The sequence below is a fragment of the Clostridium chauvoei genome, assembly GCF_002327185.1.
Lineage (GTDB): Bacteria > Bacillota > Clostridia > Clostridiales > Clostridiaceae > Clostridium > Clostridium chauvoei.
In genome coordinates, this window is sequence record NZ_CP018624.1 from 2272867 (window position 1) to 2297777 (window position 24911).

Below are 24911 nucleotides of genomic sequence, written 5' to 3' on the forward strand. Positions count from 1 at the left end.
CCTTACTTATACTCATAATACGGTTATTATTCCCAACTATCCATATATTACTCATATATATAAGTATTTTTTCAAACAAAAAAGCCCATAGAAGAATAATTGATTTTATTCTCCTACAGACTTTTTAACTTATCCTATAAATTAAAGAATTCTGTAAATGCTTTAACTGTATAGTAATTATCTTTAACACTTGCAAGTTCTCTTATTGAGTGCATTGAAAGTACTGGTGAACCCATATCTATAACTGGAATTGTTAATCCTGCTGCTGTTACAGGTCCTATTGTTGTTCCACCTCTTACATCTGATCTGTTTACAAACTTTTGATATGGAACATTTGCTGCTTTACATACACCTTCAAATACTGCTCCACTAAAACTATCTGTGCTATAGCTTCCTGCAGCTGCTATCTTTAATACTGGACCACCTTCTAATACTGGTCTATTAGTTGGGTCATGCTTTTCTCCTGAATTTGGATGTACTGCATGAGCTAAATCAGCTGATATCATAATTGAATTTGATAAAGTTCTATGGAAATCTTCTCTATCATGTCCTAATGCTAATGCAATTCTTTCTAATATATTTATTAATAATATTGAACTTGCACCTTGAGCTGTTAAGTTTCCTATTTCTTCATTGTCTATGCAAACCATAACTTTAGTAGCAGCATTTACTTTACTATCTACTAAAGCTTTCACTCCTGCATAAACCATCCACATATCATCAAGTCTTCCTGTTGATATAAGTTCTTCATTCATTCCCATTAAACAACCTTTTTCAACTTCATATAGTCCTAAATCAAAGCTCATTATATCTTCAACATTAATCTTTAGCTCTTCTGCTAATATTTTAATTAGATAGTTGTCCTTTTCAAACTTTTCATTTATTAAACCTAATAAAGGAAGAGTATCTTTTTGTCTATTTACATCAAATCCTTCATTAACAGTTCTATTCATGTGAATTGCTAAGCTTGGAATTATAAGTAATGGCTTAGCTATATTAACTAATTTAGTTACAGGTTTAAGTGGATTTTCACCCTTTACTATTACTTTACCTGCAACCCCTAAAGGTCTATCAAACCAAGTATATAATATTGGTCCTCCATATACTTCTGTATTTAATTTTAAGTATTTACCTTCAACAGTCATTTCTGGATTTGGTTTAATTCTAAAGCCTGGTGCATCAGTATGAGCACCTATAAGTCTAAATCCATTATTAGCTAAATCATCATTACCTACAACAAAAGCTATAACAGCTGAATCATTTTTTCTTACATAGTACTTACCTTCTTTTTGTAAGTTCCATTTATCACTCTCTTTAATTTCTTTAAAACCATTTGAATCTAACACATTTTTTACAGTAAGTACACTATGAAATGCTGATGGACTTTCATATAAAAAATCTATTAAATCTAAAGCTAATTGTCTCTCCATTTTTAACGTCCTTTCTTAATTAATAAAAATTTCATCTTTTATTATACCATATAATAAAAACCACTCCTAATTCAGGTAAAATATTTTCAAAATTTTTCTAGACAAATTTAATTATCTCAGTTAGTCTTTGTATATAAACTTATATTTAAGAAAAAATATTTATATAGATTGGAAGTGATTTAATGATTTCAAATTTTTTAGTAAAAACCTTTGTAAAAGATAATGAAAATACTAAAAATCAAAAGGTTAGAAATGCTTACGGTACTCTTGGTGGAATAATTGGTATTATAATTAATTCTTTATTATTTTTAATTAAATTTTCAGTAGGTATGCTTGTTGGATCAATTGCAGTTTCCGCTGATGCTTTTAACAACTTATCTGACGCAGCCTCTTCTATTATTACTATAATAGGTTTTAAAATGGCAAATAAGCCAGCTGATGCAGAGCATCCTTTTGGACACGGTAGAATTGAATATTTATCTGCATTAATAGTAGCTTTTATGGTTATGCTTGTTGGTGTTCAGTTTATAAGATCTTCCTTTGAAAGGATTTTAAATCCTCAAGCTATAAACTTTGAACTCGTTCCATTTATACTACTTTTAATTTCTATAGGATTTAAAATTTGGCTATCAAGTTTTAATAAATTTCTTGGAAATAAGATTAATTCTTCAGCATTAAAAGCAGCTGCTACTGATGCTCTTGGAGATGTTTTTACTTCAAGTACCGTTGCTATTTCTTTTTTCATTGCTAAGTTTACAGATTTTCCTATAGATGGTTATATTGGAATCTTAGTTGCACTTGCAATACTTTATGCTGGATTTAGTCTTGTTCGTGAGACTCTTAATCCTCTACTTGGTGAAGCACCTGATGCTGAGCTTGTAAATAGTATTTGTGAAATGGTCTTATCTTATGAAAATATTACAGGAGTTCACGATTTAATAGTTCATAACTATGGACCTGGAAGAGTTATCGCCTCTATCCATGCAGAAATTCCGTCTGATATAGATATTATGGAAATTCATAATGTAATAGATAAAGCTGAAAGACAAATTTCTAAAGAATTAGATTTACACTTAGTTATCCATATGGATCCTATTTGTGTAGTTACAGATGAAATTCAAGAAGCTTGGGATTGTGTTGCAAAAACTCTTAGAAAATATCCTGCAATAAAATCTATGCATGACTTTAGAGTTGTTGGAGAAGGAGAAATTAAAAATCTTATTTTTGATATAGTTCTTAGTCCTTCCGAAAAACTAAGTCAAACTAAATTGGATATTATGGTTGAAGAAATTAAAAAGAGTATAAGAGAAGAACATCCTCAATATAACTGTGTTATAACAGTAGATTATGATTTTGTTTAAAAACATCTAAATTTAAAAGATACCCTTACTAATAAATTTATTAGTAAGGGCTTTTTATTTTATTGACAAATTATACACATTATATATAATGAATATATACAATATAATATTATATTTTACAGGAGTGATAGGATTTGAATATTATTATTAGTAATTCAACTGGCCAACCTATCTATGAACAAATTTGTTTACAGATAAAAAGTATGATTATTTCTGGTGAACTAAAAGAAGGCGATGCTTTGCCATCTATGAGATTACTTGCAAAAGAATTAAGAATAAGCGTTATTACTACAAAACGTGCTTATGAGGAACTAGAACGTGATGGGTTTATTGTATCTATTACAGGTAAAGGAAGTTTTGTAGCTACTAAGAATATAGATTTAGTTAAAGAAGAACATCTTAAAAATATAGAAAACCTTATGCAAGATATTTCTGAATCTGCAATTACATGTGGAATAAGCCTTAATGAACTCATAGAAATGTTAACGCTTATTTATAAGGGGGAATAAAAGTTGACTAATATTTTAGAAATTAAAAACTTAAGCAAAAACTATACTGACTTTTCTCTTAAAAATTTAAATTTAAATGTACCTACTGGGTGCATTACAGGATTTATAGGTGAAAATGGTGCTGGTAAAAGTACAACTATTAAACTTATTTTAGATATTATCCATAGAGATAATGGTGAAATCAAAATATTGGGTACGGATAATAAATCTCTAAGCAACAATTTAAAAGAAGAAATCGGCGTTGTTTTAGATGAAAGCTGTTTTCCTGAAAATCTTAATCTCACAGATATAGATAAAATCATGAAAAGAACATATAAATCTTGGGATAAAGATGTTTTTGAAAAGTACTCTTCTAAATTTTCTTTACCTAAAAATAAATCTATTAAAGATTATTCAAAGGGTATGAAAATGAAGTTATCAATTGCTGTCGCATTATCTCATAATCCTAAATTATTAATTTTAGATGAAGCTACTAGTGGACTTGATCCTATAGTTAGAGATGAAATTCTAGATGTGTTTTTAGACTTTATTCAAGACGAAAACCATTCTATATTTATTTCATCGCATATAATAAGTGACCTTGAAAAGATATGTGATTATATAGCTTTTATACACAAAGGACAATTAATATTTAATGAATCTAAAGATGAACTATTAGATAAATATGGACTACTAAAATGTAGCACTAAAGAATTTGATTCTATAAATAAAGATTTTGTAATTGGTTATCGTAAAAATACCTTTGGAATCGAGGCTTTAGTAGTAAAAAATAAAGTTCCTAAAGGATTTATTATAGATAATCCATCTATTGAAGATATAATGCTTTATCACGTAAAGGAGACTGTAAAATGAGTGGCTTAATATTAAAAGATTTACTTAATTTGAAAAAACAATCAAAGGTTTATATAGCATTTATAATATTCTATGGCTTTCTAGCTTTTACAAGTAAGGATACTTCATTTTTAAATGGAGTAATTTGCATATTTTGTGCCATGCTTCCTATTACAGCATTGGCTTATGATGAAAGATCTAATTGGGATAGATATGCACTTTCTATGCCAATAAATCGTAAAGATATTATTATTAGCAAATACCTACTTGGAATACTATGTTCCTTTTTAGGATTTATAATTTGCTTTTTATTTAATATTTTTTCAAATTCATTATCTAAAGAAACTTTAGCTCTATCTTTACTATTCTTTGGTATTTCAATAATACTTATATCTATACTTCTACCTATTCTATTTAAATTTGGAGTTGAAAAAGGTAGATTAATTATGATGATTGTACTTTTTAGTCCAACTATTATAATTGTAGCTATATCCAAACTTAATTTATCTAAACCAAGTGAAGAAACAATAAATACAATAATACACTTTGCACCATTTATAGCTCCTATTATAGTTTTAGTTGTTCTTATATTATCAATTTTTATATCCTTAAATATATATAAAAATAAAGATTTATAGATAAAAAATAGCTGTATCAAAATATTTTGATACAGCTTTCTTTAAGTTATAAAATCATATCTCCCCTTTGAAAATGTAAAATAAGTGTTATTTAATAATTAAAATACCCATGTGAATGCTAATGCTCCAACAAGTCCCCCAACTATTGGAGCTACAACAGGAATCCATGCATACTTCCAATCTGAATCTCTCTTTCCTGGTACTGGTAAGATAGCATGTGCAATTCTTGGTGCTAAGTCTCTAGCTGGGTTCATAGCATATCCTGTAGTTCCCCCTGAGCTTAAGCCTAATGCCCAAATTAATAAACCTACTGCAATAGTGTTTAATCCATTTGCCATGTCAACTTGTCCTAACCCTAAAATACCAAATACTAAAAGTGCAGTTGCAATAAATTCACTAATAAAATTAAATTTACCATTTCTTATTGCAGGTCCTGTACAGAATACTCCTAGCTTTCCATCCTTATCATCTGTTTCTTCAAAATGATTATAATATTGAATAAATACTAATATTGCTCCAATGAATCCACCAAGCATTTGAGCTAATACATACATTGGTACTTCACTCCATGCGAACTTACCAATAGCTGCTAATGCAATTGTTAATGCGGGGTTGAAATGAGCTCCACTTGTAGCTCCAAAAATAAGTGCTGGTATAGCAACTGCAAAAGCCCATCCTGTTGTTATTACTATCCATCCACTGCCACAACCTTTTGTCTTTTTTAAAACAACATTAGCTACAACAGCATCTCCTAAGTAAACAAGAATCATCGTTCCAATTAATTCAGCTAGAAAAGTCATTATAAAATACCTCCTCGGATTTAATCCCATCTTATTTTTACAATGTCTTGCAAAAAAAGTTAAAGAAAAAGCTGAACAAAAAAAAGAACTTAATTCTCTTTATGCTCAACTCTAAAACTCCATCGCACAAATCTGTCTTCTGTTATTTTATAAATGTAATCATTTCCAAAGGTCTGATTTAATCATACCATATTAATACTTTTCTGTCAATTATCCCTATATTTTTCTGTTATGTTAACCTATTTTAAAGATTAATTTTTAATAAAATTATAATAAACAGCCTATTAAATTGAAAATTTGAAATTCTTCATATATCTTTACAATAGATTATATTTATATTCCTTACTTAATTTATTTAATCAATATAAAAGACCTAAATATGCATATCTAGGTCTTTTATCCATCCTAACTTTATTTAGCTAAAATGTTTCTACTAGCTACAACATTAATACCTGTTCCTAGTACATTCTCAATTATTATATCCCCCATTTTAACTGGAGCTTTTACTATAACTGAGTTTATAACCTTCATACATTCAAAATTTAAATTTTTAGGAATTGCTCCATTTGTCTTTACAGGCATAACTGGAAGTTCTCCACCTTCTACCTTTACTGTTGAAGTTACAACTCTTACAGGATTTGTTACTTCATTTAATCCATATATTTCTCCCCTTTTACAAGTATTTCCTTCTACTGTTTTCTTCTCTGTATCTACTTTTAAGTGACATCCCATTGGACAACTTATACAAATTAATTCTTTAATCATTTATTCTTCACCGTCCTACAATCTATATTTCTAATAATCTACAACTTTATTTTTTACTATTCTAAAGAAATTGTTAAATCTCCCTTAATTCCTTCTAATAGCTTTCTAGGTAAAATTATCTTTTCCATTTCTGATGGAGCAAGATGTGCTCTCTTAAATGAAGCTATTTCTTTATCTCCTTCTCTAACAACTAAAACCTTGTTGTGATAGATATTATTTACCCTCATAAATACTGTCATGTTACCATCTATTGCTTCAACTGTAACTTTTTGAGGAACAGTGTAATTTATATTTTGTCCATTAATTATTTTAATGGCTTCACCCTTTTTAAGTTCATCTTTAATATATTTAGCTGCTGATTTTCCAGCATGTTTTGATTCTTGAGTAACAAAATCAACTAAGTCATGAACATGAACAACATTACCACAAGCAAAGATTCCATCTATTGATGTTTCCATACTTTCTGAAACAATAAGTCCATTTGTTCTCATATCTTTTTCTATTCCAGCTTTACTTGATAACTCATTTTCTGGAATTAACCCTACTGAAAGAAGTAATGTATCTACTTCAAATTCCTTTTCAGTTCCTTTTATTGGTCTTCTCTTTTCATCTACTTGAGCTATTACTACTTTTTGTAATCTTTCTTTACCAACTATATCTATTACTGTATGTGAAAGATATAGTGGAATATCATAGTCTTGAAGACATTGAACTATATTTCTATTTAATCCATTGGAATATGGCATAAGTTCAACAACACCTTCAACTTTAGCTCCTTCAAGAGTCATTCTTCTTGCCATTATTAGTCCTATATCTCCTGATCCTAAAATAAGAACCTTCTTACCTGGCATATATCCTTCCATATTTATATATCTTTGAGCTGCTCCTGCTGTAAATACTCCTGATGGTCTATCTCCTGGAATATTTATAGCACCTCTAGTTCTTTCTCTACATCCCATTGAAAGAATAATAGCTTTTCCTTGTAAAACAACATATCCATCTTTAGGATTGATAGCATGTACATTTTTATCTTTATCTATATCTAATACCATTGTATTAAGCATAACCTTAACGTTAGTATCTTTAAGCATATCAATAAATCTTTGAGCGTATTCAGGGCCTGTCAACTCTTCCTTAAAAGTATGAAGTCCAAAACCATTATGAATACATTGATTTAATATACCACCTAGTTCATTATCTCTTTCTATAATTAAAATATTTTTTATTCCTTCATTATAAGCTTCATAAGCTGCTGCAAGTCCTGCAGGGCCTCCTCCAACTACTATTAAATCGTACATAGCTATCCCTCCTACTTTGTTTTTCCTACTAATATATATGAACCGTCTTTTTCAAGGTTTATATCTTCCATTCTAATTTTTAATTCTCTTGCTATAATTTCTTGTACCTTTGGTCCACAGAATCCACCTTGGCATCTTCCCATTCCTGGTCTACATCTTCTCTTAACACCATCTAATGTCATATTTTCTCCAAAGCATCTATTTATGGCTGAAACTATTTCACCTTCTGTTATACTTTCACATCTACAAACTATTTTTCCGTATCTTGGATCTTTTTTTATAACTTCAGCTTTTTCTTCTGCTGATAATTCCATAAATCTTATTTCTTTTCTTATTGGATTGAACTTTTCATTCTTTGTAAGACTTAAACCACAACCTTCTAATATTTCAACAACTCCTTCTGCAATAGCTGGTGCTGATGAAAGTCCTGGTGATTTAATTCCTGCAACATCTATAAAGTTTTTAACATCATCTGATTCTTGAATTATAAAATCTCCTGTACTTGGTGTTGCTCTAAGACCTGCAAAATTTCTAATGGATTCTCTAAAGTTTATCTTAGTAGTGGTCTTCACAGCTGTTTCTCTAATATAATCTAATCTCTCTCCTTCAGTTTTAGTATCTTCTTTGTCATCAATATCTTGAGCATCTGGTCCTACTAAAAGGTTACCATGAACTGTTGGTGTAACTAATATACCTTTACCAAGTTTTGATGGGCATTGGAATATTGTACTGTTTACTAATGAGCCTTGTGTTTTATCCATTACAAAGTATTCACCTTTTCTTGGAACTATATTGAAAGTTTCTTTACAAATTAAATTATGAATATCATCAGCATGAATTCCAGCAGCATTAATAACATATTTAGCTTCAATAGTTCTTCCATTCTTAGTATTTATCTTAAATATATCCTTTGATTTTTCTATTTTATTAACTTCTGCTCTTAACATTAACTCTCCACCATTTGAAACTGCATTTTCCATAAGAGCTATTGTATATTCAAAAGGTCCAACAATTCCTCCTGTTGGTGCATATAAAGCTCCTACTGCTTCCTCACTAAGATTAGGTTCTTTCTTTAAAAGTTCTTCTTTATTTAAAACCTTCAAGCCCTTAACACCAATTTTATTCCCATTTTCATAAAGTTCATGAATAGTTTTCATTTCCTCTTCTGAAAAAGCTACTACTAATGACCCATTTCTTTTAAATGGCACATCTAATTCTTTGCAAAGACCTTCAAACATCTCATTTCCTTTTACATTATACTTTGCCATTAACGTTCCAATTTTTGGATCATATCCAGCATGGACTATTGCTGAGTTTGCCTTTGAAGTTCCCATTGAAACATCATTTTCTTTTTCCAACACAACCACTTTTAAATTATATTTAGTAAGCTCTCTAAAAATTGAAGCTCCTATTACACCTGCTCCTATTATTGCAACATCATACATACTAAAACCTCCTAGAATTTTTATCATTAATTTAAGCGATAGCGACTTTTGCATATTAAAAAAGTCAAGTAGAAACTAAAGATACTTAAATCCCTAATTTTCGTGCTTGACTCTAATTCTCTTAACACTTTATATTTAATTATATTTTATATTTTACCATAAATTTTTATTTTTGTAAATAGATTTCAATTGTTTATTATCTTTCCCAATCCTTAACTCTAGAAACTGCTTTCTTCCAGCCTGCATAAAGCTTCTTTCTTTCTTCTTCTTCAATACTTGGTTTGAAGCTTTGGCTTACATACCAAGATTTAGAAATTTGTTCTTTATCTTTCCAATATCCAACAGCTAGTCCAGCTAAATACGCTGCTCCAAGTGCAGTTGTTTCTGTAATTATTGGTCTTGTAACTTCTGTATTTATAATATCTGATTGGAATTGCATTAAGAAAGCATTCTTACTTGCTCCTCCATCAACCTTTAAGCTTTCAATTTTATATCCTGCATCTTCTTCCATTGCATGTAATACATCTTTTGATTGATATGCAATAGCTTCAAGTGCAGCTCTAATTATATGATTTCTATTAGATCCTCTAGTTAATCCAAAAATAGCTCCTCTAGCATACATATCCCAATGTGGTGCCCCTAGTCCAACAAAAGCTGGAACTATATATACTCCACCATTATTTTCAACTTTATTTGCAAAGTATTCAGTATCTTGTGCATCAGTTACAAGTTTTAGTTCATCTCTAATCCATTGAACTACTGCTCCACCAACAAATACTGAACCTTCTAAAGCATATTGAACCTTTCCATCAATACCAATTGCTATTGTTGTTAATAATCCATTTTTACTAGTAACCTTTTCTTCTCCTGTATTCATAAGTAAGAAACAACCTGTTCCATAGGTATTTTTAGCTGATCCTTTTTCAAAACAAGCTTGACCAAATAATGCTGCTTGTTGGTCTCCAGCAATACCAGCTATAGGTACTCTGTATCCACCTTTACCTCCAAGGTTAGTGTATCCATAAACTTCTGAACAATTTCTAACCTCTGGTAACATTGACTTTGGAATTCCTAAAGTTTCTAATATTTTTTCATCCCATTTTAATTCATTTATATTGTAAAGCATTGTTCTTGAAGCATTTGTGTAATCAGTTATATGAACTTTTCCCCCAGTAAGCTTCCAAACAAGCCATGTATCTACTGTACCAAAAAGAAGTTCTCCTCTTTCTGCTTTTTCTCTTGCACCTTCAACATTATCTAAAATCCATTTAATTTTAGTTCCTGAAAAATAAGCATCTATTATAAGACCTGTAGCCTCTTTTACATATTCACTTAATCCTTCTTGTTCTTTTAACTTATCACAAATTCCTGCTGTTCTTCTACATTGCCAAACAATTGCATTATATACAGGCTCTCCAGTATTCTTGTCCCAAACAATTGTTGTTTCTCTTTGATTTGTAATACCAATAGCTGCAATCTCTTCTTGACTTATATTAGTTTTTGCCATTACTTCTTGAAGAACTCCATATTGGCTTGCCCAAATTTCCATTGGATTATGTTCTACCCAACCTTCTTTAGGATAAATTTGAGTTATTTCTTTTTGGCTTACTCCTAATATATTTTGCTCATTATCAAATATAATCGCTCTTGAACTTGTTGTTCCTTGATCTAAGGCTACAATATACTTTTTCATTCTACATACACTCCTCGTAATTATTAAAAGTCAATATTTGAAATATCTAGATATTAATTTATTAATCTTAAAGTCGCTATCGATTAATTAATATTTATATCTCCCCTATATTTCTCTTCTGTTGTAGAAAAATTTTTAATTATAATCATAACTATAAAACCCTTTATGATTTATATAATTACTGGCCTTTTATATTTATGAGTAAAACTTTAATTTTATTAGTAATAGCTAATGAAAACATTTAACTAGCTACTTGAATTTATTATTACATTTATGGATACATCTGTCAATTAAGATATTTTTTTAACATTTTTTGAGCATTATGTTAAGTTTACCCTAATAAATTCCTAATTTTTATCCTTATACTTTGTTATTTAATTAACTATTTATATGTATAAAAATCCTGTAACAAAATTATAAAAACTTTTGTTACAGGATTTTTCTAAATTAAATTATAATATATTAATTTTTCTTTGGTTTTATATAAATTTATTAAATTATCAGAGTTTTTTTCTAGTGTCTCATAATAATTAAAAACATCTACTATAGCTGGATAAAAACCAAGAGCTATACTTTTTTCTATTTCTCGTATTCCTTTTTCTATAATAGAATTATCTTTTTCTAATTCCCCTTTTTCTACAAGTTTCTTTCCTTTTACATATATACTTTTCCCCTGTTCTATATTATTTCTTTTATTTCTTATTGCTTTAAAATACTGTGAATAAGTATTTATATCCTTGTTATTTTTATATAAAATATATTCTAAATTGGCATAAGCCTTTATATATCCTAATTCTACAGATTTTAAATAAAATTCTATTGCATCATCATCAGAAAAGCCAAGCATGTGTTTTTCTGCTATTTCTCCTAAAAAATTCATAGTTTTTCGTTCATCTAATTCCATGGTGTCTTGTATATATAATGTTGCCTTTTCTAAATTTATATCCGTACCTATTCCTACCATATAATAATAAGCAAGTTTTAAATTTCCTTCCACCACATTTGCTTCTCTTAAAAGTTTTGCTCCCTCAAAAGCCTTTTTAAAATCACGTTTTATTCCTATACCTCTTTCGTAGATTTCTATTATATTTAAAATTGCTTCTGTATTATATTCTTCCGCTGCTTTCTTATACCACTTAATAGCTTCTTTTGCATTTGGATTAACATATAGTCCATGTTTATACCAGTTTCCTAACTTTATCATAGCCTTTTGACAGCCTTTTTCTGCAGCTATTTTAAAATACTTAAAAGCTTCTTCATTACTCTTTTTAACACCGATTCCATAATTATAAACTAATCCATAATAGTAAAAAGCTTCTTCTATATCATTTTCCATTGCTGAATATATATAGCTTAAAAGTTCATCTTCATTAACTTCTTTCTCATTAAAAACATCAATTAAATATTCACTAGCTAAGGCTTCTGCTGCAATGGCTGAACCTTTCTTGTAAGCATTTTTTAAATAATCAATTCCAAGCTCTCTGTCTCTATCTAAATTAGCAATTCCCATAACATAAAGAGCATGATCTTCTCCACTACTAGCTGCAATATTCATATATTCTATTGCTTTATCTACATCTTTTTTTACTCCATCACCATTATAGTAAATTATCCCGAGTTTTTGGGTAGCCCTTAAATCACCAGCATTATGTCCTTTTACAAAGTACTCCATGGATTTTTTTAGATTTCCCTCTTCTTCAATTAATTTCCCAACTTTATAATAAAGATTTTCATTTCCAAGTTCTATACTTTTATTGTATAATTCAAAGGCTTTTTCCTTATCTATTTCTACTTCAAAACCCCAATAGTACATATCTCCTAAACTTTCTATACAGTTTTTATCCCCCTTATTAGCACCTTTTGATAAGTAGAAAAATGCCTTTCTATAATCTGTTTCAACGTAGTTTCCTTCTAAATAAGATTGTCCCAACACATAGTATGAATCTTCAAAATCATTTTCTGCTGATTCTTCTAACCAATAATATGCCTTAAATATATTTTTTTCACAACCTTCTCCATTTTTGTATAAGTAAGATAAAGCATATTGTGCTGGTGCAAATCCATTTTCAGCAGCATTTTTATACCACTGAAAAGCATACTCTAAATTTCTCTCAACATTTTCACCTGAAAAGTATATATATCCTAACGAATATTGAGAAAAGGAGCTTCCTCTTAAAGCAGATTTTTTATACCAATAAAGCGCTTTATCTATATTTTTTTCTCCACCTAATCCTTTTTCATAAAATAAAGCTAAATATGCTTGTGCATCTTCATTACCTTCTTCGGCAGCCTTTTCAAAAAATTCTCTTGCCTTAAAATAGTTTTTTTCTACCCCTTTGCCTAAATAATGGATTTCTCCTTCCATTAAATATTCACTTCCTGGTTCATCATACTCTTCTAATTCAGAAAACTCCTTTATCTCATCTAAATCATCTAAATCTAAATCAAAGTCTTCAATATTATCAAGATAACTACCCTCTTCTTCAATCTCAAACTCTATACTATCTGATTTTCTAAGAACTTCACTAATTTTATTAGTTTTAAAATCCTCGTTTAAGTATTTATTAAAAATCTTCTTTTCATCATCATTTAACTTATCATAAAATAATGAATAATTTTCTTCTCCATAATTTATAGAGAGCCATACTAATATTTCATACAAAGTCGAAAATCTAATATTTAAATTTTCTATATTTGAATTTATATCTTCTACAAACTCCGATAAAATATACATAACTTCATAAGGGATTGTTCCCTTACTTCCTAAAACTTTAATATTCTCTAATATATAAGTGTCCCTATGGTAAAATAGATTATTTTTAATACAGATTATAGTTATAATATCTTGTAGTAAGGTTAATACATTTTTATATTTTTTTTCTAAATCTTCTTCTCTTTCAATTTCTTGAACTTTTGTATATAACTCTTTGAATTCTAGTTTTAAAAAGTCATAGTTTAATCTGTAGCTCATTCTTCCCCCACTAATCGGATTTCTAAGATTACTACTATTGTATTATTAAAAATCTAATATTATTAATAGAATAGAAACTATAACTTACTGACTCTAATTATATTTTGATATTTTTAAAATGTACTTCATATGCGTTTATAAAAAAAACTATTACCTCTTATAATTTAGTAATAGTCTTTTCTAGTTTAATAAAATTTATTTTAATTGTTGAATTATTTCTCGTGTATCTATAAGATATTCTTCTATTTTGTAGAAGTCTTCTCTTGCAACTCCTAAGAATAATATATCAGTTAACGTTAGGGAGGCTATTTTAGATGATATAGCACCTAATCTTAATTCCTTTTCTTCATTTGGTAAATATAAGACAATATCTCCTATTTTAGATAAACTATTTTTATTATATTTTGTTATTACAATAGTTTTTGCCCCATTTTCTTTAGCTTTTTTTATACCTAAATTAACTTCCTTAGATTCTCCACTATAGCTTATTCCTATCGCTACATCTTCTGGTCCTATATGTACTGCTGATACCAATTGAATATGTGGGTCATTTTGATAAACAACTTGCTTATTTATTCTTAAAAGTTTATATTGAAAGTCTACAGCAACTAAGCCTGACACTCCTATACCAAATAAATAAATTTTTTTTGCTTTACATAATGCATCTATAGCATTATTTATATTCTCTAGATTTATTAAATTTAAAGTTTCTTTTATTGTATTAGTATTGGATTTACCTATCTTTTTTACTATAGTTTCTGTTGATTCATCAGGTGCTATAGTAATATCAATTTCTTTCTCATTTTCTCCTCTATCTCTAGCTAGGTCTACCTTTAATGCTGTAAATCCTTTGTATCCTAGACTTTTTGAAAACCTAACAACTGCAGCTGGCGATATATCTGCATTTTTGGCTAAGTCTTGAGCTGATAAAGTTACTACTTTTTTACTATTGTTTAATATATATTTAGCTAACTTTTTTTCTGTGTTTGTAAAACTATTAAATCCTTCTTTAATTTTAAATATACAGCTCATATTATTCCCCTTTTTCCATGTAAAATATTTCTATTTTTCTAATTTGTAAATTTTAATATCCATATATTATTAAAATTTTAATTTTATTTTAACATAATAAATAAAACCAAAACAATAGCTACTAATAATAAAAGCTATGAATTGCCCCAAAATTCATAGCTTTCAAACATTATAAATTTATTTTTATAATACTTTAGATAAAAAATCTATAGTTCTTGGATTTTTAGGATTGTTAAATATCTCCTCTGGAGTTCCTTGTTCAACTATATTTCCACCATCCATAAACAAGATTCTATCTCCAACTTCTTTAGCAAATCCCATTTCATGAGTTACAACCACCATTGTCATTCCCTCTTTAGCTAGTCCCTTCATTACATTTAAAACTTCCCCAACCATTTCTGGATCTAATGCTGAAGTTGGTTCATCAAATAACATAACATCTGGTTCCATTGCTAAAGCTCTAGCTATTGCTATTCTTTGCTTTTGCCCACCTGATAATGATGCTGGATAAGCTGTATCCTTTTCTGCTAAACCTACTCTATTTAAAAGATCATATGCTTTTTTCTCTGCTTCACTTTTTGAAAAACCTTTAACCTTTAAAGGTGCCATAGTCAAATTTTCTAATACTGTCTTATGAGGAAAAAGATTAAACTGTTGAAAAACCATCCCCATTTTTTCTCTTATTTTATTTATATCTGTTTTTTTATCTGTAATACTATTTCCTTCAAAGATTATTTCTCCATCTGTAGGATTTTCTAATAAATTTAAACATCTTAAAAATGTACTTTTACCAGAGCCTGAAGGTCCAATTACAACGACAACTTCCCCCTTTTTAATATTCTCATTTACCCCTTTTAAAACTTCATTTTTCCCAAAACTTTTATATAAATTATTGACGTGAATCACTAACCTTCAACCTCCTTTCAATGTAGCTCATTAGTCTTCCTAGTGAGAATGTTAAAATAAAATAAAATGTTGCTGCTATTATAAGTGGTTCGAAACCTAAATAAGTAGCTCCTGTTACAACTTTAGCTGAGAACATAAGCTCTCCAACTCCAATAACAGATGCCATGGAAGATTCTTTAATAATTGTAACGAACTCATTACCTATTGCAGGTAAAATATTTCTAACTGCTTGAGGAATAACAACTAATCTCATAGCCATAGCTTGTGTCATACCTAAACTTCTTGCAGCTTCTAACTGCCCCTTATCTACAGCTTCAATCCCAGCTCTTACAATTTCAGAAACATAGGCAGCTGAATTTAATGAAATTGCAATTATTGCTGCTGTAAATGCACTTAAATTAATATTAAATAGCATTTTAGATCCTGCATAAACCATAAGAATTTGTAACAGCATAGGAGTTCCCCTAACTACTTCTATATAAATAGATGCTATTATCTTTAAGGGTTTTATCTTTCCAATATGAATATTTGAACTTTTCATAAAGAATAAAAGTGATCCAAATAATGCTCCAAATAGAACTGTTATAAGTGATATTATTAATGTTATCTTCGCACCATCTATAAATACAGAAAAGTATCTAGGTACAAAACTAAAGTCTAAATTCAATGTTGTAACCTCCTTTTAAGTTAGAAATTTTAATATTACCTTATTATCTAATTATTTTCAGCTTGTTCTGCTGCTAAATTATTTGCATCAATAATTAATTTATCTAATTCTCCACTATCTGTAAGTCTCTTTATTGTCTTATTTACTGATTCAATTAATTTTGGTGATCCCTTCTTAATTCCAACAGCATTTCCGCCACTTTCTTCTTCAAACTTAACATCAGCAAGAACTAATTCTGAATTTGCTTTTATAGCCATTTCTGCAACTGGAACTTCAACAATTAAAGCATCAACTTTACCTGTCTTAAGCTCTAATATTAAATTATTAACATTTGAAAGTTGTTTAAGGTCAACCTCTTTTATTTTTTCTTGTGCTATTTGAGCTTGAGTTGATCCTAATTGAGCTCCAACCTTCTTTCCTTGTAAATCTTCTATTGTTTTATACTTGTCCTTATCTTCATTTCTTACTATTACTCCATGATGTGATGTATAATATATGTCTGAAAAATCTATAACCTTTTTTCTTTCTTCATCTGGATTCATACCTGATATAACCATATCTATCTTATCTGCTGGAAGTGCTGTAACTAAAGAATCAAACTCCATTTCTTTTATCTCTAATTTAACACCAAGATCCTTTGCTATTTCTTTAGCTAAATCAACATCAAAACCAACTACAGTATCTTTTCCATCTATCATTGCATGAAATTCATAAGGTGCATAATCTGCACTTAATCCAACTACAAGATTTCCTTTTTCTTGTATAATATCAAGCTTGTCCTTTTCTGAATTAGCTCCATCAGCTTTACTTCCACATCCTATCATTGCTATAGCCATAACGCTAACCATTGCAACCCCTAATAATTTTTTTAATATACTCTTTTTCATTTAAATATCCTCCTCTAATAAAAGTTAGTGTAAAGTTTTTTACACTACTTTTCTTTTTAAATCTTTATATATCAAGGTTTCGCCAGTTTTTTTGTATAAAAAAATAACGACCCCCTAATTTCATGTTAAAATTGAATCTCTAACCAAACAAAATCACACATGAAAGGATGTCGTTATTATGGATTCAATTATAACTTATTTAATTACTTATAATCAATATTTAATTGCCATTATCGGTCAATTACTTTTATTCATCTCAAAACATATTCCACTTAACCAGATGATATTTGATGATTCTAATAGTCCAGAATACCAAAAATTCAAAGTAGATAAGCTACCCACAATTATTAGATTTGAAAAGGTAGACTATATATTACTTTTAGCTTATTACAAACATAAATATAACAAGACCGTAAAACCCGTCCAAAGACGGAACGGGAAGTCTATCCCTAAAAAAACTAAATGTCCTAAGTGTGGTGCACCACATGAATATATATACGATAACAATGGCAGTAAAGGACAGTTTCAATGTAAAGTTTGTGGTCTTACATTTAAAGAAACTAATCACACAACTAAACCAATAGTATTTATATGTCCTTATTGCGGTGCTACGCTTACGGAACAAAAGCAACGCAAGCACTTTAAAATACATAAATGCAATAATTCTAAATGCTTATACTATCAAAGAAATCTTAAGAATCTTCCAAAGAATATTGATCCTTGTGATAAATACAAGTATAAGCTTCATTACATATATCGTGAATTTAATATTAACTTCTTTAAAATGGATCTATATCCAATATCAAAACATGCTACCGGATTTAGTTTTAAGAAGTTTAGCCCGCATATAATGGGACTATGCTTGACTTATCACGTTAATTGTAAAATGTCTACAAGACAAACAGCTCATGTTTTAAAAGAAGTTCATGGAATAAAAATTTCACATAGAACTGTTGCTAATTATGCTCTAACAGCAGCTGCTGTTATTAAGCCGTTTGTTGATACCTTTGATTACAAACCCTCTAAAATACTTTCTGCCGATGAAACTTATATAAAAGTAAAAGGCATTAAGCATTATGTCTGGATTGTAATGGATGCTTGTAAAAGGTCTATTCTAGGTTATCAAGTATCTGATACAAGAGATACTGGCCCTTGTATACTAGCAATGCGTATGGCTTTTGATAAGTTTAAAGACTTCCCTGGAAAAGCTTTAAACTTCGTTGCCGATGGTTACAGTTCATATCCGTTAGCGAAGCAACAATTTGAATTAGAAAAAATAAAGAATTTAATCTAACTCAAGTTATCGGACTTACTAACGATGATCCAGTATCTGAAGAATTTCGTTGGGTTAAGCAAGTTGTAGAGCGTTTAAACCGTACCTTTAAATCTTCCTACAGGGGTACCTGTGGTTATGGAAGTGATGAAGGTGCTCTTTATGGCTTCTCCCTTTGGGTTGCTTATTACAACTTCTTACGCCCGCATCCTTACAATTACTGGCGTCCTTTAAACGAATTAAAGCAACTAGATGGTATTGACAATATGTCTGCAAAGTGGCAAATTCTTATCAGTCTCGGTCAACAAACCATATTACATATGCAAGAATCACAAACTTCTTGATAAATCATAAAATCAAATATTGATTAAGTTTTTGCCTCCGTTACCGAAGGTCTTTTTAGCATATTCAATTTTAAAATTTTCTTAGATATTATAAAGATATTTTTAACTATTATTCCAAATTAGCCATAAGCTATTTTTTCATACGAAACTTTACACTATCTAATAAAATATCTATATTTTTCATTTCCTTCCTTTAACATAGCATAATTATACATCATATCTTTATATTTATGCAATACTTTTTTGAAATATTTTTGTATTTTTTTAATTTTTATTCATCTCATTAGTATTCCTTTAGAGTTTTCCTTCTATAAACGCCTTAATTTATTTAACAATATATACTAATCTATCTTTTAATTAATGTTTTTATTAAGTTTTTCATGATAATATTGAGAATTTTTAATCTAATTAATATTCATTTAAAATGTATATTTATATATTAATTCCATTTAATTTTTATACAATATTTCTGCATATTTATTTTTTATGCTTTTATCTTTATGCATAGGCACTTTTTGAAAATTTTTAAATATAATATTTATTGAAAACAAAACGTAGTAGGAGTGGTAATATTGACTAACTTAAAAGAAAGACATCTTTTCCCTGGAGCTAATACTTCTGGAGGCTTTTTTTCATTTTTTGACTATATAATTTCTAAAGAAGAAGCAAATAGAATTTTTTGTATAAAAGGTGGTCCTGGAACTGGTAAATCTCATTTAATGAAAAAAATAGGCGCTCACTATCAAGCAAAGGGCTATACCGTTGAATATCATCATTGTTCTTCAGATGATAAATCTTTAGATGCTGTAGTTGTTAAAGAATTAAAAGTAGCATTAATGGATGGTACTGCACCTCATATAGTAGATCCAGTTTATCCTATAGCCATCGATGAAGTTTTAAATATGGGTGATTCTATGGATGTAGAATCCGTTTCTAAAAATAAAAAAGAAATTATATCTCTTAGTAAAGTAATTAGTAATAAATTTAAAAGAGCATATAGCTTTTTTGCAGCTGCAAAATCAATACACGAAGATTGGTGTAAGTTAAATGCCGAAGCTATTGATACCTATAAAATAGATACAATAACTGAAAGTTTAAAAGAAGAAATATTTATAGCACAAAAAACTGGTTATGGTAATGAAAGACATTTATTCGGAACTTCCTTTACTCCTAGTGGAATAATTACTTTTGTAAAAGATTTATCTTCTGAATTTAAAAATAAATTCGTTTTAAAAGGCGGTCCTGGATTTGGTAAGAGTCATATTTTAAAAGAAATCGGTAAGACAGCTCAAAAGAAAGGATACTTTGTAGAATATTTACACGATCCATTTATTCCAGATAGAATAGAGCATATATTTATACCAGAACTATCAACTTGTATTCTTACAGAAAATGAAATAAGTCAAACTGCTTTTTCTGGCAAGGTATATAATATTGAAGATTTCTGCAAAGCTGATATCTTAAATAAAAATAAAGATGATATAGAATATGATAGTAAAGTTTTCTATGATTTAATAACAAAAGGTCTATCTTATTTAACTGAAGCTCATGAACTTCATGATGATTTAGAATCATTTTATATCGACTCTATAAACTTTGATATCGGTAATAAAATTTATGATGATGTAATTGCTAAAATAAATAAATATGAATAGTTAGTTATATTTAATGAGCTTATTTTTAAATAAGCTCATTAAATATTTTCAAAAATAGTTTAATTTCTTAGAATTTTTTTAAATCTTTCTCATTTTTATTGTATTTTTTTTAATTTAATTATATTATATATAAGTATTTCAAATCTATTCAACAAAGGAGATGATTGAAAATGATTTTCAAAAAGAAAAATAACTTAGAGAAATCAGAATCTAATCATAATTTAAATAACATTCTAAATAAAAGAATGAGTGAGGGAAAATACTTATCATATAATGATTTTTACGATGCAAATTTAATTGATACATTAAATACTTTGTTAAGTTCATATTACGATAACAATGCTGTTATGGGTATCAATGATATAGTAAAAAATATAATAGAAATCGATTCTGTAGATGATATGTTAGCTAATTCAGCTGAACAAAAAGACATAATACAAACTATGTTAGCAAGTAGCGAAGAACTTGCATCTACTTCAGAAAACGTAGCATCATCTATTCAAACTGTTTCCCAACACTCTAATGATGTGAAAAATGAAGCTATAGATAGTATGCAATCAATTAATAATATAATTGATAATATAATAAATTCTTCATCAAACGTTTTTCAAATAAAAGAAAATATTAATCTAGTTGCAAATAAAGTTAATGATATAAACGAAATAATTAGAATAATAAAACAAATCGCTAATCAAACTTCTTTACTTTCTCTTAATGCATCTATTGAAGCTGCTAGATCTGGGGAAAGTGGTAAAGGCTTCAGCGTAGTTGCAAATGAGATTAAAAAACTAGCTGAATACACAAAAACTTCTGTAGAAACAATATCTGAAAATATTTTAGAATTAAGTGATAGTACTCAAGAAACTCTAGGTTGTACAAACAGTACTATAGAAGATCTTAATTTTGGAATTAATAAAATGGAGTCAATACCAAAGTATATGAATAACATAATCGACTCTATAAAAGAAATTGATGAGGAGTTTTGTAATATAGCTACAATATCCGAAGAACAAAGTGCAACTACAAATACAATGGCAGATAAATTAACTAAAATTGCCGAGTTCCAAATTAATTTAGATAATATGTGTAAAGATGTTGCAGATAAAATTAATAAAACTAGTGAATTCTCTAACAATATTAGAGTAAACCAAATTAACAATACTAATTTAACTTTAGCTGAAAAATTAGATACTTATATAGTTGACCACCTTCTTTGGAGATGGAAAATATATAATATGATTTTAGGCTTAGAAAATATTAATGAGAATAATGCATCAAATTATAAAGAATGTGCTTTAGGTAAATGGTATTATAATGAGTCAGATCCTAATATCATAAACTCGCCTTCATTTAAAAAGCTTGAGAATATACATATAGATTTACATAAAGAAGCTAGTAATGCTGTTATATGCTATAATCAAAAAAATATTACTGGTTGCTATAATCACTTAAATAATATGACAAGCATTTCTTCAAAAATCATACATATAATAAATGATTTAAAAAAACATATAAGTAATTAAAAAAAAGTATTATTTCATATATAGAGAGAATAGATAATTCTGTGTAATTATCATTTTTATTATTTTAACATTACTGGAAATTTTCATTTCCAGTAATATTTTTTTATATTTAAGAAATACTAATAATGTTTCTTATTACCTTTTTTAGTATTTCAAAAAAATCTAATAGTATGCATATAATTTATAAAAAGTACAAGCTTTTAAGCTAATTCATCTTTTAATTGATCTTCAAATATTATTGATAGCTCCGCTAGCGTAGCACCCCAATTATGTATAGGTTGAGTCCATTTTTCTAGTATCTCCATTGTTGCTAAGTAAACACACTTATTTAAAGATTCATCAGTTGGGAATATGACTCTAACTTTAGTGAATTTACGTATTTGACGATTAAAACCCTCTAAGATATTTGTAGTATAAATCATCTTTCTTATAGTTGGAGAGAAGTCAAAAAATGTTGAAAGGTTACTCCAATTGTTATACCAGGAATCTATTACTATTCCATATTTATCTCCCCATCTCTCCTTTAAATTATCTAGCTGTGCTAACGCAAGTTCCTCTGTTGTAGCCTTATAAACCTCCTTCAAATCTTTCATAAATGCTTTTTTATCTTTTGAAGCTATGTATTTTATTGAATTTCTTATTTGATGAACAATACATGTTTGAATATTTACTGATGGAAATACTGTTTTTATAGCTTGTGGAAGACCTTTTAATCCATCCATACAAGCAATTAAAATTTCTTTTACACCTCTATTTTTTAAATCATTGCAAATTCCTAACCAGAATTTAGCACCTTCTGCTTCATCAACCCATATACCTAAAATATCTTTATATCCTTCCATAGTGTATCCTAAGCATATATAGACAGCCTTGTTAACTATCTTTCCATTACTTCTAACTTTAAAGTACATAGCATCTAAATAAACTATTGGATATATTTTATCTAATACTCTATTTTGCCATTCGGCGGCGCTAGCAAGCACTTTATCAGTTATTTTAGATACCATCGATGGTGATATAGTTATTCCATATAAGTCTTCAATTTCAGCCTGAATATCAGATGTTGACATACCTTTAGCATATAAAGATATAATCTTTTTATCTAACTCAGTACACACAGTTTCATATTTTTTTATAATTTGTGGCTCAAATTCAGCATTTCTATCACGGGGTACGTCTAGGTCGACGTCACCGAAGGAACTTCTTAAATTCTTGCGACTATAACCATTCCTGTAGTTCTTCTTAGTTTGATCAACTGCTTCTACACGTTCATATTTATTTCTTCCTAGATGTTCTTCCATTTCACCTTCTAATATATTTTCAAGGACATCTTTAACTAATCTTTGTATTAATCCGTTTTTACCCATTACATCATCGATTGTTTTACATCTTTTAATTTCCTCATTGTAATCAAAGTTGGTATCAATTTTTCTTGTCATAATAATTCCTCCTAATTTATATAGTATATTATTCCAAAACTTCCAACTGTTAATACAAAAAAACAGTAGATAGTTTTATTTTTACACAAAACTATCTACTGTCTCTTCAAAAGAAGCTCCTATTTATTTCTCCAATACCAATATATTGAGATTATCGCGCATACTCCCATTAAATATGGATAGAATAAATATTTCATTATTGCAAAAGGTGATAATGTAGCTAATCCAGCTGCTGATATTAATTGTGCTCCATATGGAATTATTCCTTGAAATGCACAAGAAAACATATCCATTATACCTGCAACTCTCTTAGGTTCTAAATCAAATTCATCTGATATGTTTTTTGCAATAGGTCCTACTGTTACTATGGCAACTGTATTATTTGCAGTGCATATATCTACTAAACTTACTAGAGTGGCAATTCCAAACTCTGCTCCTCTTTTTGACTTAAAGTTTTTAAGACCTTTATGTAATATAAAATCTATCCCGCCATTATATCTTATAAGTTCAATTGTTCCAGCTATTAATAATGAAATTATAATTAACTCGCTCATGCCACCGATACCATTTGATATTGATCCGAATAATCCTAATAAATCAAAACTACCATAAAATAAACCTATAATTCCTGAAATTAATATACCACCTAATAAAACTAGAATAACATTAACTCCTACTAAAGCTGATGTTATTACAGCTATATATGGCAAGATTTTTATAAAAGTATATTCAACAGTTTCTACATTTGTAATGTTTGCATCTTTTGTTAAAAACCAAAGAATAAAAGCTGTCATTATTGCTGCTGGTAAAACAATTCTAAAATTCATTTTAAATTTATCTTTCATTTCGCAACCTTGTGTTCTTGTGGCTGCTATTGTTGTATCTGATATTATTGATAAATTATCTCCAAACATAGCTCCACTTACAACAGCTCCTACAGCTAAAGCAGTTGTAATTCCAGTTCTATCTGCAATTCCTACAGCAATTGGAACTAACGCTACTATTGTTCCCATAGATGTTCCTACTGATAATGCTATAAAACAAGCTATTATAAATATCCCTGGTATTAATAAACTACTTGGAAGTAATGATAACCCCAAATTTACAGTTGAGTCAACAGCTCCCATATCTTTAGCCGTTTGAGCAAAAGCTCCTGCTAAAATAAAAATTAATACCATTAATAATATATTAGAATTTCCCGCCCCCTTGCAAAATATTTCTACTTTACTTTCAAATTTTTCTTTTCTATTCATGATTATTGCAGTTAATGCTGCTGCTAAAAATGGTACAATTACAGATACTGCATAGAAATCTTTAGCAATTATAGATATTCCTAAATATACTGCTATAAATACACCTAAAGGTAATAATGATAATATTGATGATTTACTCTTCATTTTCTCCGCCTCCTATTTTATAGAATCTAAATTTAAAACGTCATAAA

The 24911-nt window shown here is 28.7% G+C and carries 19 protein-coding genes and 1 pseudogene; 7 read left to right on the plus strand and 13 right to left on the minus strand.

Translation table 11 applies throughout. The features are described from left to right. Positions 1-134 precede the first annotated feature (134 nt). Positions 135-1430: a M18 family aminopeptidase gene (locus tag BTM21_RS10615; RefSeq protein WP_021874709.1), complete on the minus strand. Its 1296-nt coding sequence runs from the start codon at positions 1428-1430 to the stop codon at positions 135-137. Positions 1431-1612: 182 nt separating this feature from the next. Between BTM21_RS10615 and BTM21_RS10620 the strand changes: the two genes are divergently transcribed. The 4 genes from BTM21_RS10620 to BTM21_RS10635 all read left to right on the plus strand — a co-directional run bounded on the left by BTM21_RS10620 (position 1613) and on the right by BTM21_RS10635 (position 4769). Next, positions 1613-2791 carry a cation diffusion facilitator family transporter gene (locus tag BTM21_RS10620; protein WP_021874708.1) on the plus strand — a complete coding sequence of 393 codons (1179 nt, stop codon included), beginning with the start codon at positions 1613-1615 and terminating at the stop codon, positions 2789-2791. 134 nt (positions 2792-2925) lie between these two features. Beyond that, a complete protein-coding gene (locus BTM21_RS10625) occupies positions 2926-3300 on the plus strand; it encodes a GntR family transcriptional regulator (protein WP_079481069.1) in 375 nt (124 codons plus the stop codon). Between the two features lie 3 nt (positions 3301-3303). Next, on the plus strand, positions 3304-4152 hold the full coding sequence (locus BTM21_RS10630) for an ABC transporter ATP-binding protein (protein WP_021874706.1): 849 nt from the start codon (positions 3304-3306) through the stop codon (positions 4150-4152). Then, a complete protein-coding gene (locus tag BTM21_RS10635; protein WP_079481068.1) occupies positions 4149-4769 on the plus strand; it encodes an ABC-2 transporter permease in 621 nt (206 codons plus the stop codon). The genes BTM21_RS10630 and BTM21_RS10635 overlap by 4 nt, the downstream gene beginning before the upstream one ends. A 98-nt stretch (positions 4770-4867) precedes the next feature. On the opposite strand, the gene BTM21_RS10640 is transcribed toward BTM21_RS10635, so the two are convergent. The 10 genes from BTM21_RS10640 to BTM21_RS10685 all read right to left on the minus strand — a co-directional run bounded on the left by BTM21_RS10640 (position 4868) and on the right by BTM21_RS10685 (position 17233). Continuing rightward, the gene (locus BTM21_RS10640) at positions 4868-5572 is read right to left on the minus strand and encodes an MIP/aquaporin family protein (protein WP_096145479.1); all 705 of its coding nucleotides are present in this window, start codon (positions 5570-5572) and stop codon (positions 4868-4870) included. A 408-nt stretch (positions 5573-5980) separates the two neighbouring features. Then, positions 5981-6334 carry a DUF1667 domain-containing protein gene (locus BTM21_RS10645; protein WP_021874703.1) on the minus strand — a complete coding sequence of 118 codons (354 nt, stop codon included), beginning with the start codon at positions 6332-6334 and terminating at the stop codon, positions 5981-5983. Between the two features lie 56 nt (positions 6335-6390). Further along, complete coding sequence (locus BTM21_RS10650) at positions 6391-7632, minus strand: NAD(P)/FAD-dependent oxidoreductase (protein ID WP_021874702.1); 1242 nt, start codon at positions 7630-7632, stop codon at positions 6391-6393. An 11-nt stretch (positions 7633-7643) separates the two neighbouring features. Continuing rightward, positions 7644-9077 (minus strand): NAD(P)/FAD-dependent oxidoreductase, encoded by a 1434-nt coding sequence (locus BTM21_RS10655; protein WP_021874701.1) that lies wholly within the window; start codon positions 9075-9077, stop codon positions 7644-7646. A gap of 196 nt (positions 9078-9273) precedes the next feature. After that, positions 9274-10770, minus strand: coding sequence for a glycerol kinase GlpK (gene glpK / locus BTM21_RS10660; RefSeq protein WP_021874700.1), 1497 nt, complete (start codon positions 10768-10770; stop codon positions 9274-9276). A 442-nt stretch (positions 10771-11212) separates the two neighbouring features. Beyond that, positions 11213-13741 carry an SEL1-like repeat protein gene (locus tag BTM21_RS10665; RefSeq protein WP_021874699.1) on the minus strand — a complete coding sequence of 843 codons (2529 nt, stop codon included), beginning with the start codon at positions 13739-13741 and terminating at the stop codon, positions 11213-11215. Between the two features lie 195 nt (positions 13742-13936). Continuing rightward, positions 13937-14773, minus strand: a complete 837-nt coding sequence (locus tag BTM21_RS10670; protein WP_021874698.1) for a MurR/RpiR family transcriptional regulator — start codon at positions 14771-14773, stop codon at positions 13937-13939. Between the two features lie 183 nt (positions 14774-14956). Continuing rightward, complete coding sequence (locus BTM21_RS10675) at positions 14957-15679, minus strand: amino acid ABC transporter ATP-binding protein (protein WP_079481066.1); 723 nt, start codon at positions 15677-15679, stop codon at positions 14957-14959. Then, a complete protein-coding gene (locus BTM21_RS10680; protein WP_021874696.1) occupies positions 15663-16346 on the minus strand; it encodes an amino acid ABC transporter permease in 684 nt (227 codons plus the stop codon). The genes BTM21_RS10675 and BTM21_RS10680 overlap by 17 nt, the downstream gene beginning before the upstream one ends. A 47-nt stretch (positions 16347-16393) precedes the next feature. Continuing rightward, positions 16394-17233, minus strand: coding sequence for an ABC transporter substrate-binding protein (locus BTM21_RS10685; RefSeq protein WP_021874695.1), 840 nt, complete (start codon positions 17231-17233; stop codon positions 16394-16396). 178 nt (positions 17234-17411) lie between these two features. Here BTM21_RS10685 and BTM21_RS10690 point away from each other — a divergent pair. From BTM21_RS10690 to BTM21_RS10700, 3 genes and pseudogenes are all read left to right on the plus strand, one after another. Continuing rightward, positions 17412-18850: pseudogene (locus BTM21_RS10690) on the plus strand (IS6 family transposase). Positions 18851-19422: 572 nt separating this feature from the next. After that, entirely contained in the window at positions 19423-20505 is a 1083-nt protein-coding gene (locus tag BTM21_RS10695) for a PRK06851 family protein (protein WP_021874694.1), read from the plus strand. Between the two features lie 170 nt (positions 20506-20675). Then, positions 20676-22028: a methyl-accepting chemotaxis protein gene (locus tag BTM21_RS10700; protein WP_021874693.1), complete on the plus strand. Its 1353-nt coding sequence runs from the start codon at positions 20676-20678 to the stop codon at positions 22026-22028. A gap of 200 nt (positions 22029-22228) precedes the next feature. Here BTM21_RS10700 and BTM21_RS10705 read toward each other — a convergent pair whose 3' ends face one another. Next, positions 22229-23467 (minus strand): IS256 family transposase, encoded by a 1239-nt coding sequence (locus tag BTM21_RS10705; RefSeq protein WP_079480999.1) that lies wholly within the window; start codon positions 23465-23467, stop codon positions 22229-22231. Positions 23468-23586: 119 nt separating this feature from the next. Beyond that, positions 23587-24864 carry a Na+/H+ antiporter NhaC family protein gene (locus BTM21_RS10710; protein ID WP_021874692.1) on the minus strand — a complete coding sequence of 426 codons (1278 nt, stop codon included), beginning with the start codon at positions 24862-24864 and terminating at the stop codon, positions 23587-23589. Positions 24865-24911 lie beyond the last annotated feature (47 nt).

Coding starts and splice junctions, on each gene's coding strand:
- BTM21_RS10615 (WP_021874709.1), bottom strand. CDS start 1,430: ATGGAGAGACAATTAGCTTTAGATTTAATAGATTTTTTATATGAAAGT.
- BTM21_RS10620 (WP_021874708.1), top strand. CDS start 1,613: ATGATTTCAAATTTTTTAGTAAAAACCTTTGTAAAAGATAATGAAAAT.
- BTM21_RS10635 (WP_079481068.1), top strand. CDS start 4,149: ATGAGTGGCTTAATATTAAAAGATTTACTTAATTTGAAAAAACAATCA.
- BTM21_RS10645 (WP_021874703.1), bottom strand. CDS start 6,334: ATGATTAAAGAATTAATTTGTATAAGTTGTCCAATGGGATGTCACTTA.
- BTM21_RS10650 (WP_021874702.1), bottom strand. CDS start 7,632: ATGTACGATTTAATAGTAGTTGGAGGAGGCCCTGCAGGACTTGCAGCA.
- BTM21_RS10655 (WP_021874701.1), bottom strand. CDS start 9,077: ATGTATGATGTTGCAATAATAGGAGCAGGTGTAATAGGAGCTTCAATT.
- glpK (WP_021874700.1), bottom strand. CDS start 10,770: ATGAAAAAGTATATTGTAGCCTTAGATCAAGGAACAACAAGTTCAAGA.
- BTM21_RS10665 (WP_021874699.1), bottom strand. CDS start 13,741: ATGAGCTACAGATTAAACTATGACTTTTTAAAACTAGAATTCAAAGAG.
- BTM21_RS10670 (WP_021874698.1), bottom strand. CDS start 14,773: ATGAGCTGTATATTTAAAATTAAAGAAGGATTTAATAGTTTTACAAAC.
- BTM21_RS10685 (WP_021874695.1), bottom strand. CDS start 17,233: ATGAAAAAGAGTATATTAAAAAAATTATTAGGGGTTGCAATGGTTAGC.
- BTM21_RS10700 (WP_021874693.1), top strand. CDS start 20,676: ATGATTTTCAAAAAGAAAAATAACTTAGAGAAATCAGAATCTAATCAT.
- BTM21_RS10705 (WP_079480999.1), bottom strand. CDS start 23,467: ATGACAAGAAAAATTGATACCAACTTTGATTACAATGAGGAAATTAAA.
- BTM21_RS10710 (WP_021874692.1), bottom strand. CDS start 24,864: ATGAAGAGTAAATCATCAATATTATCATTATTACCTTTAGGTGTATTT.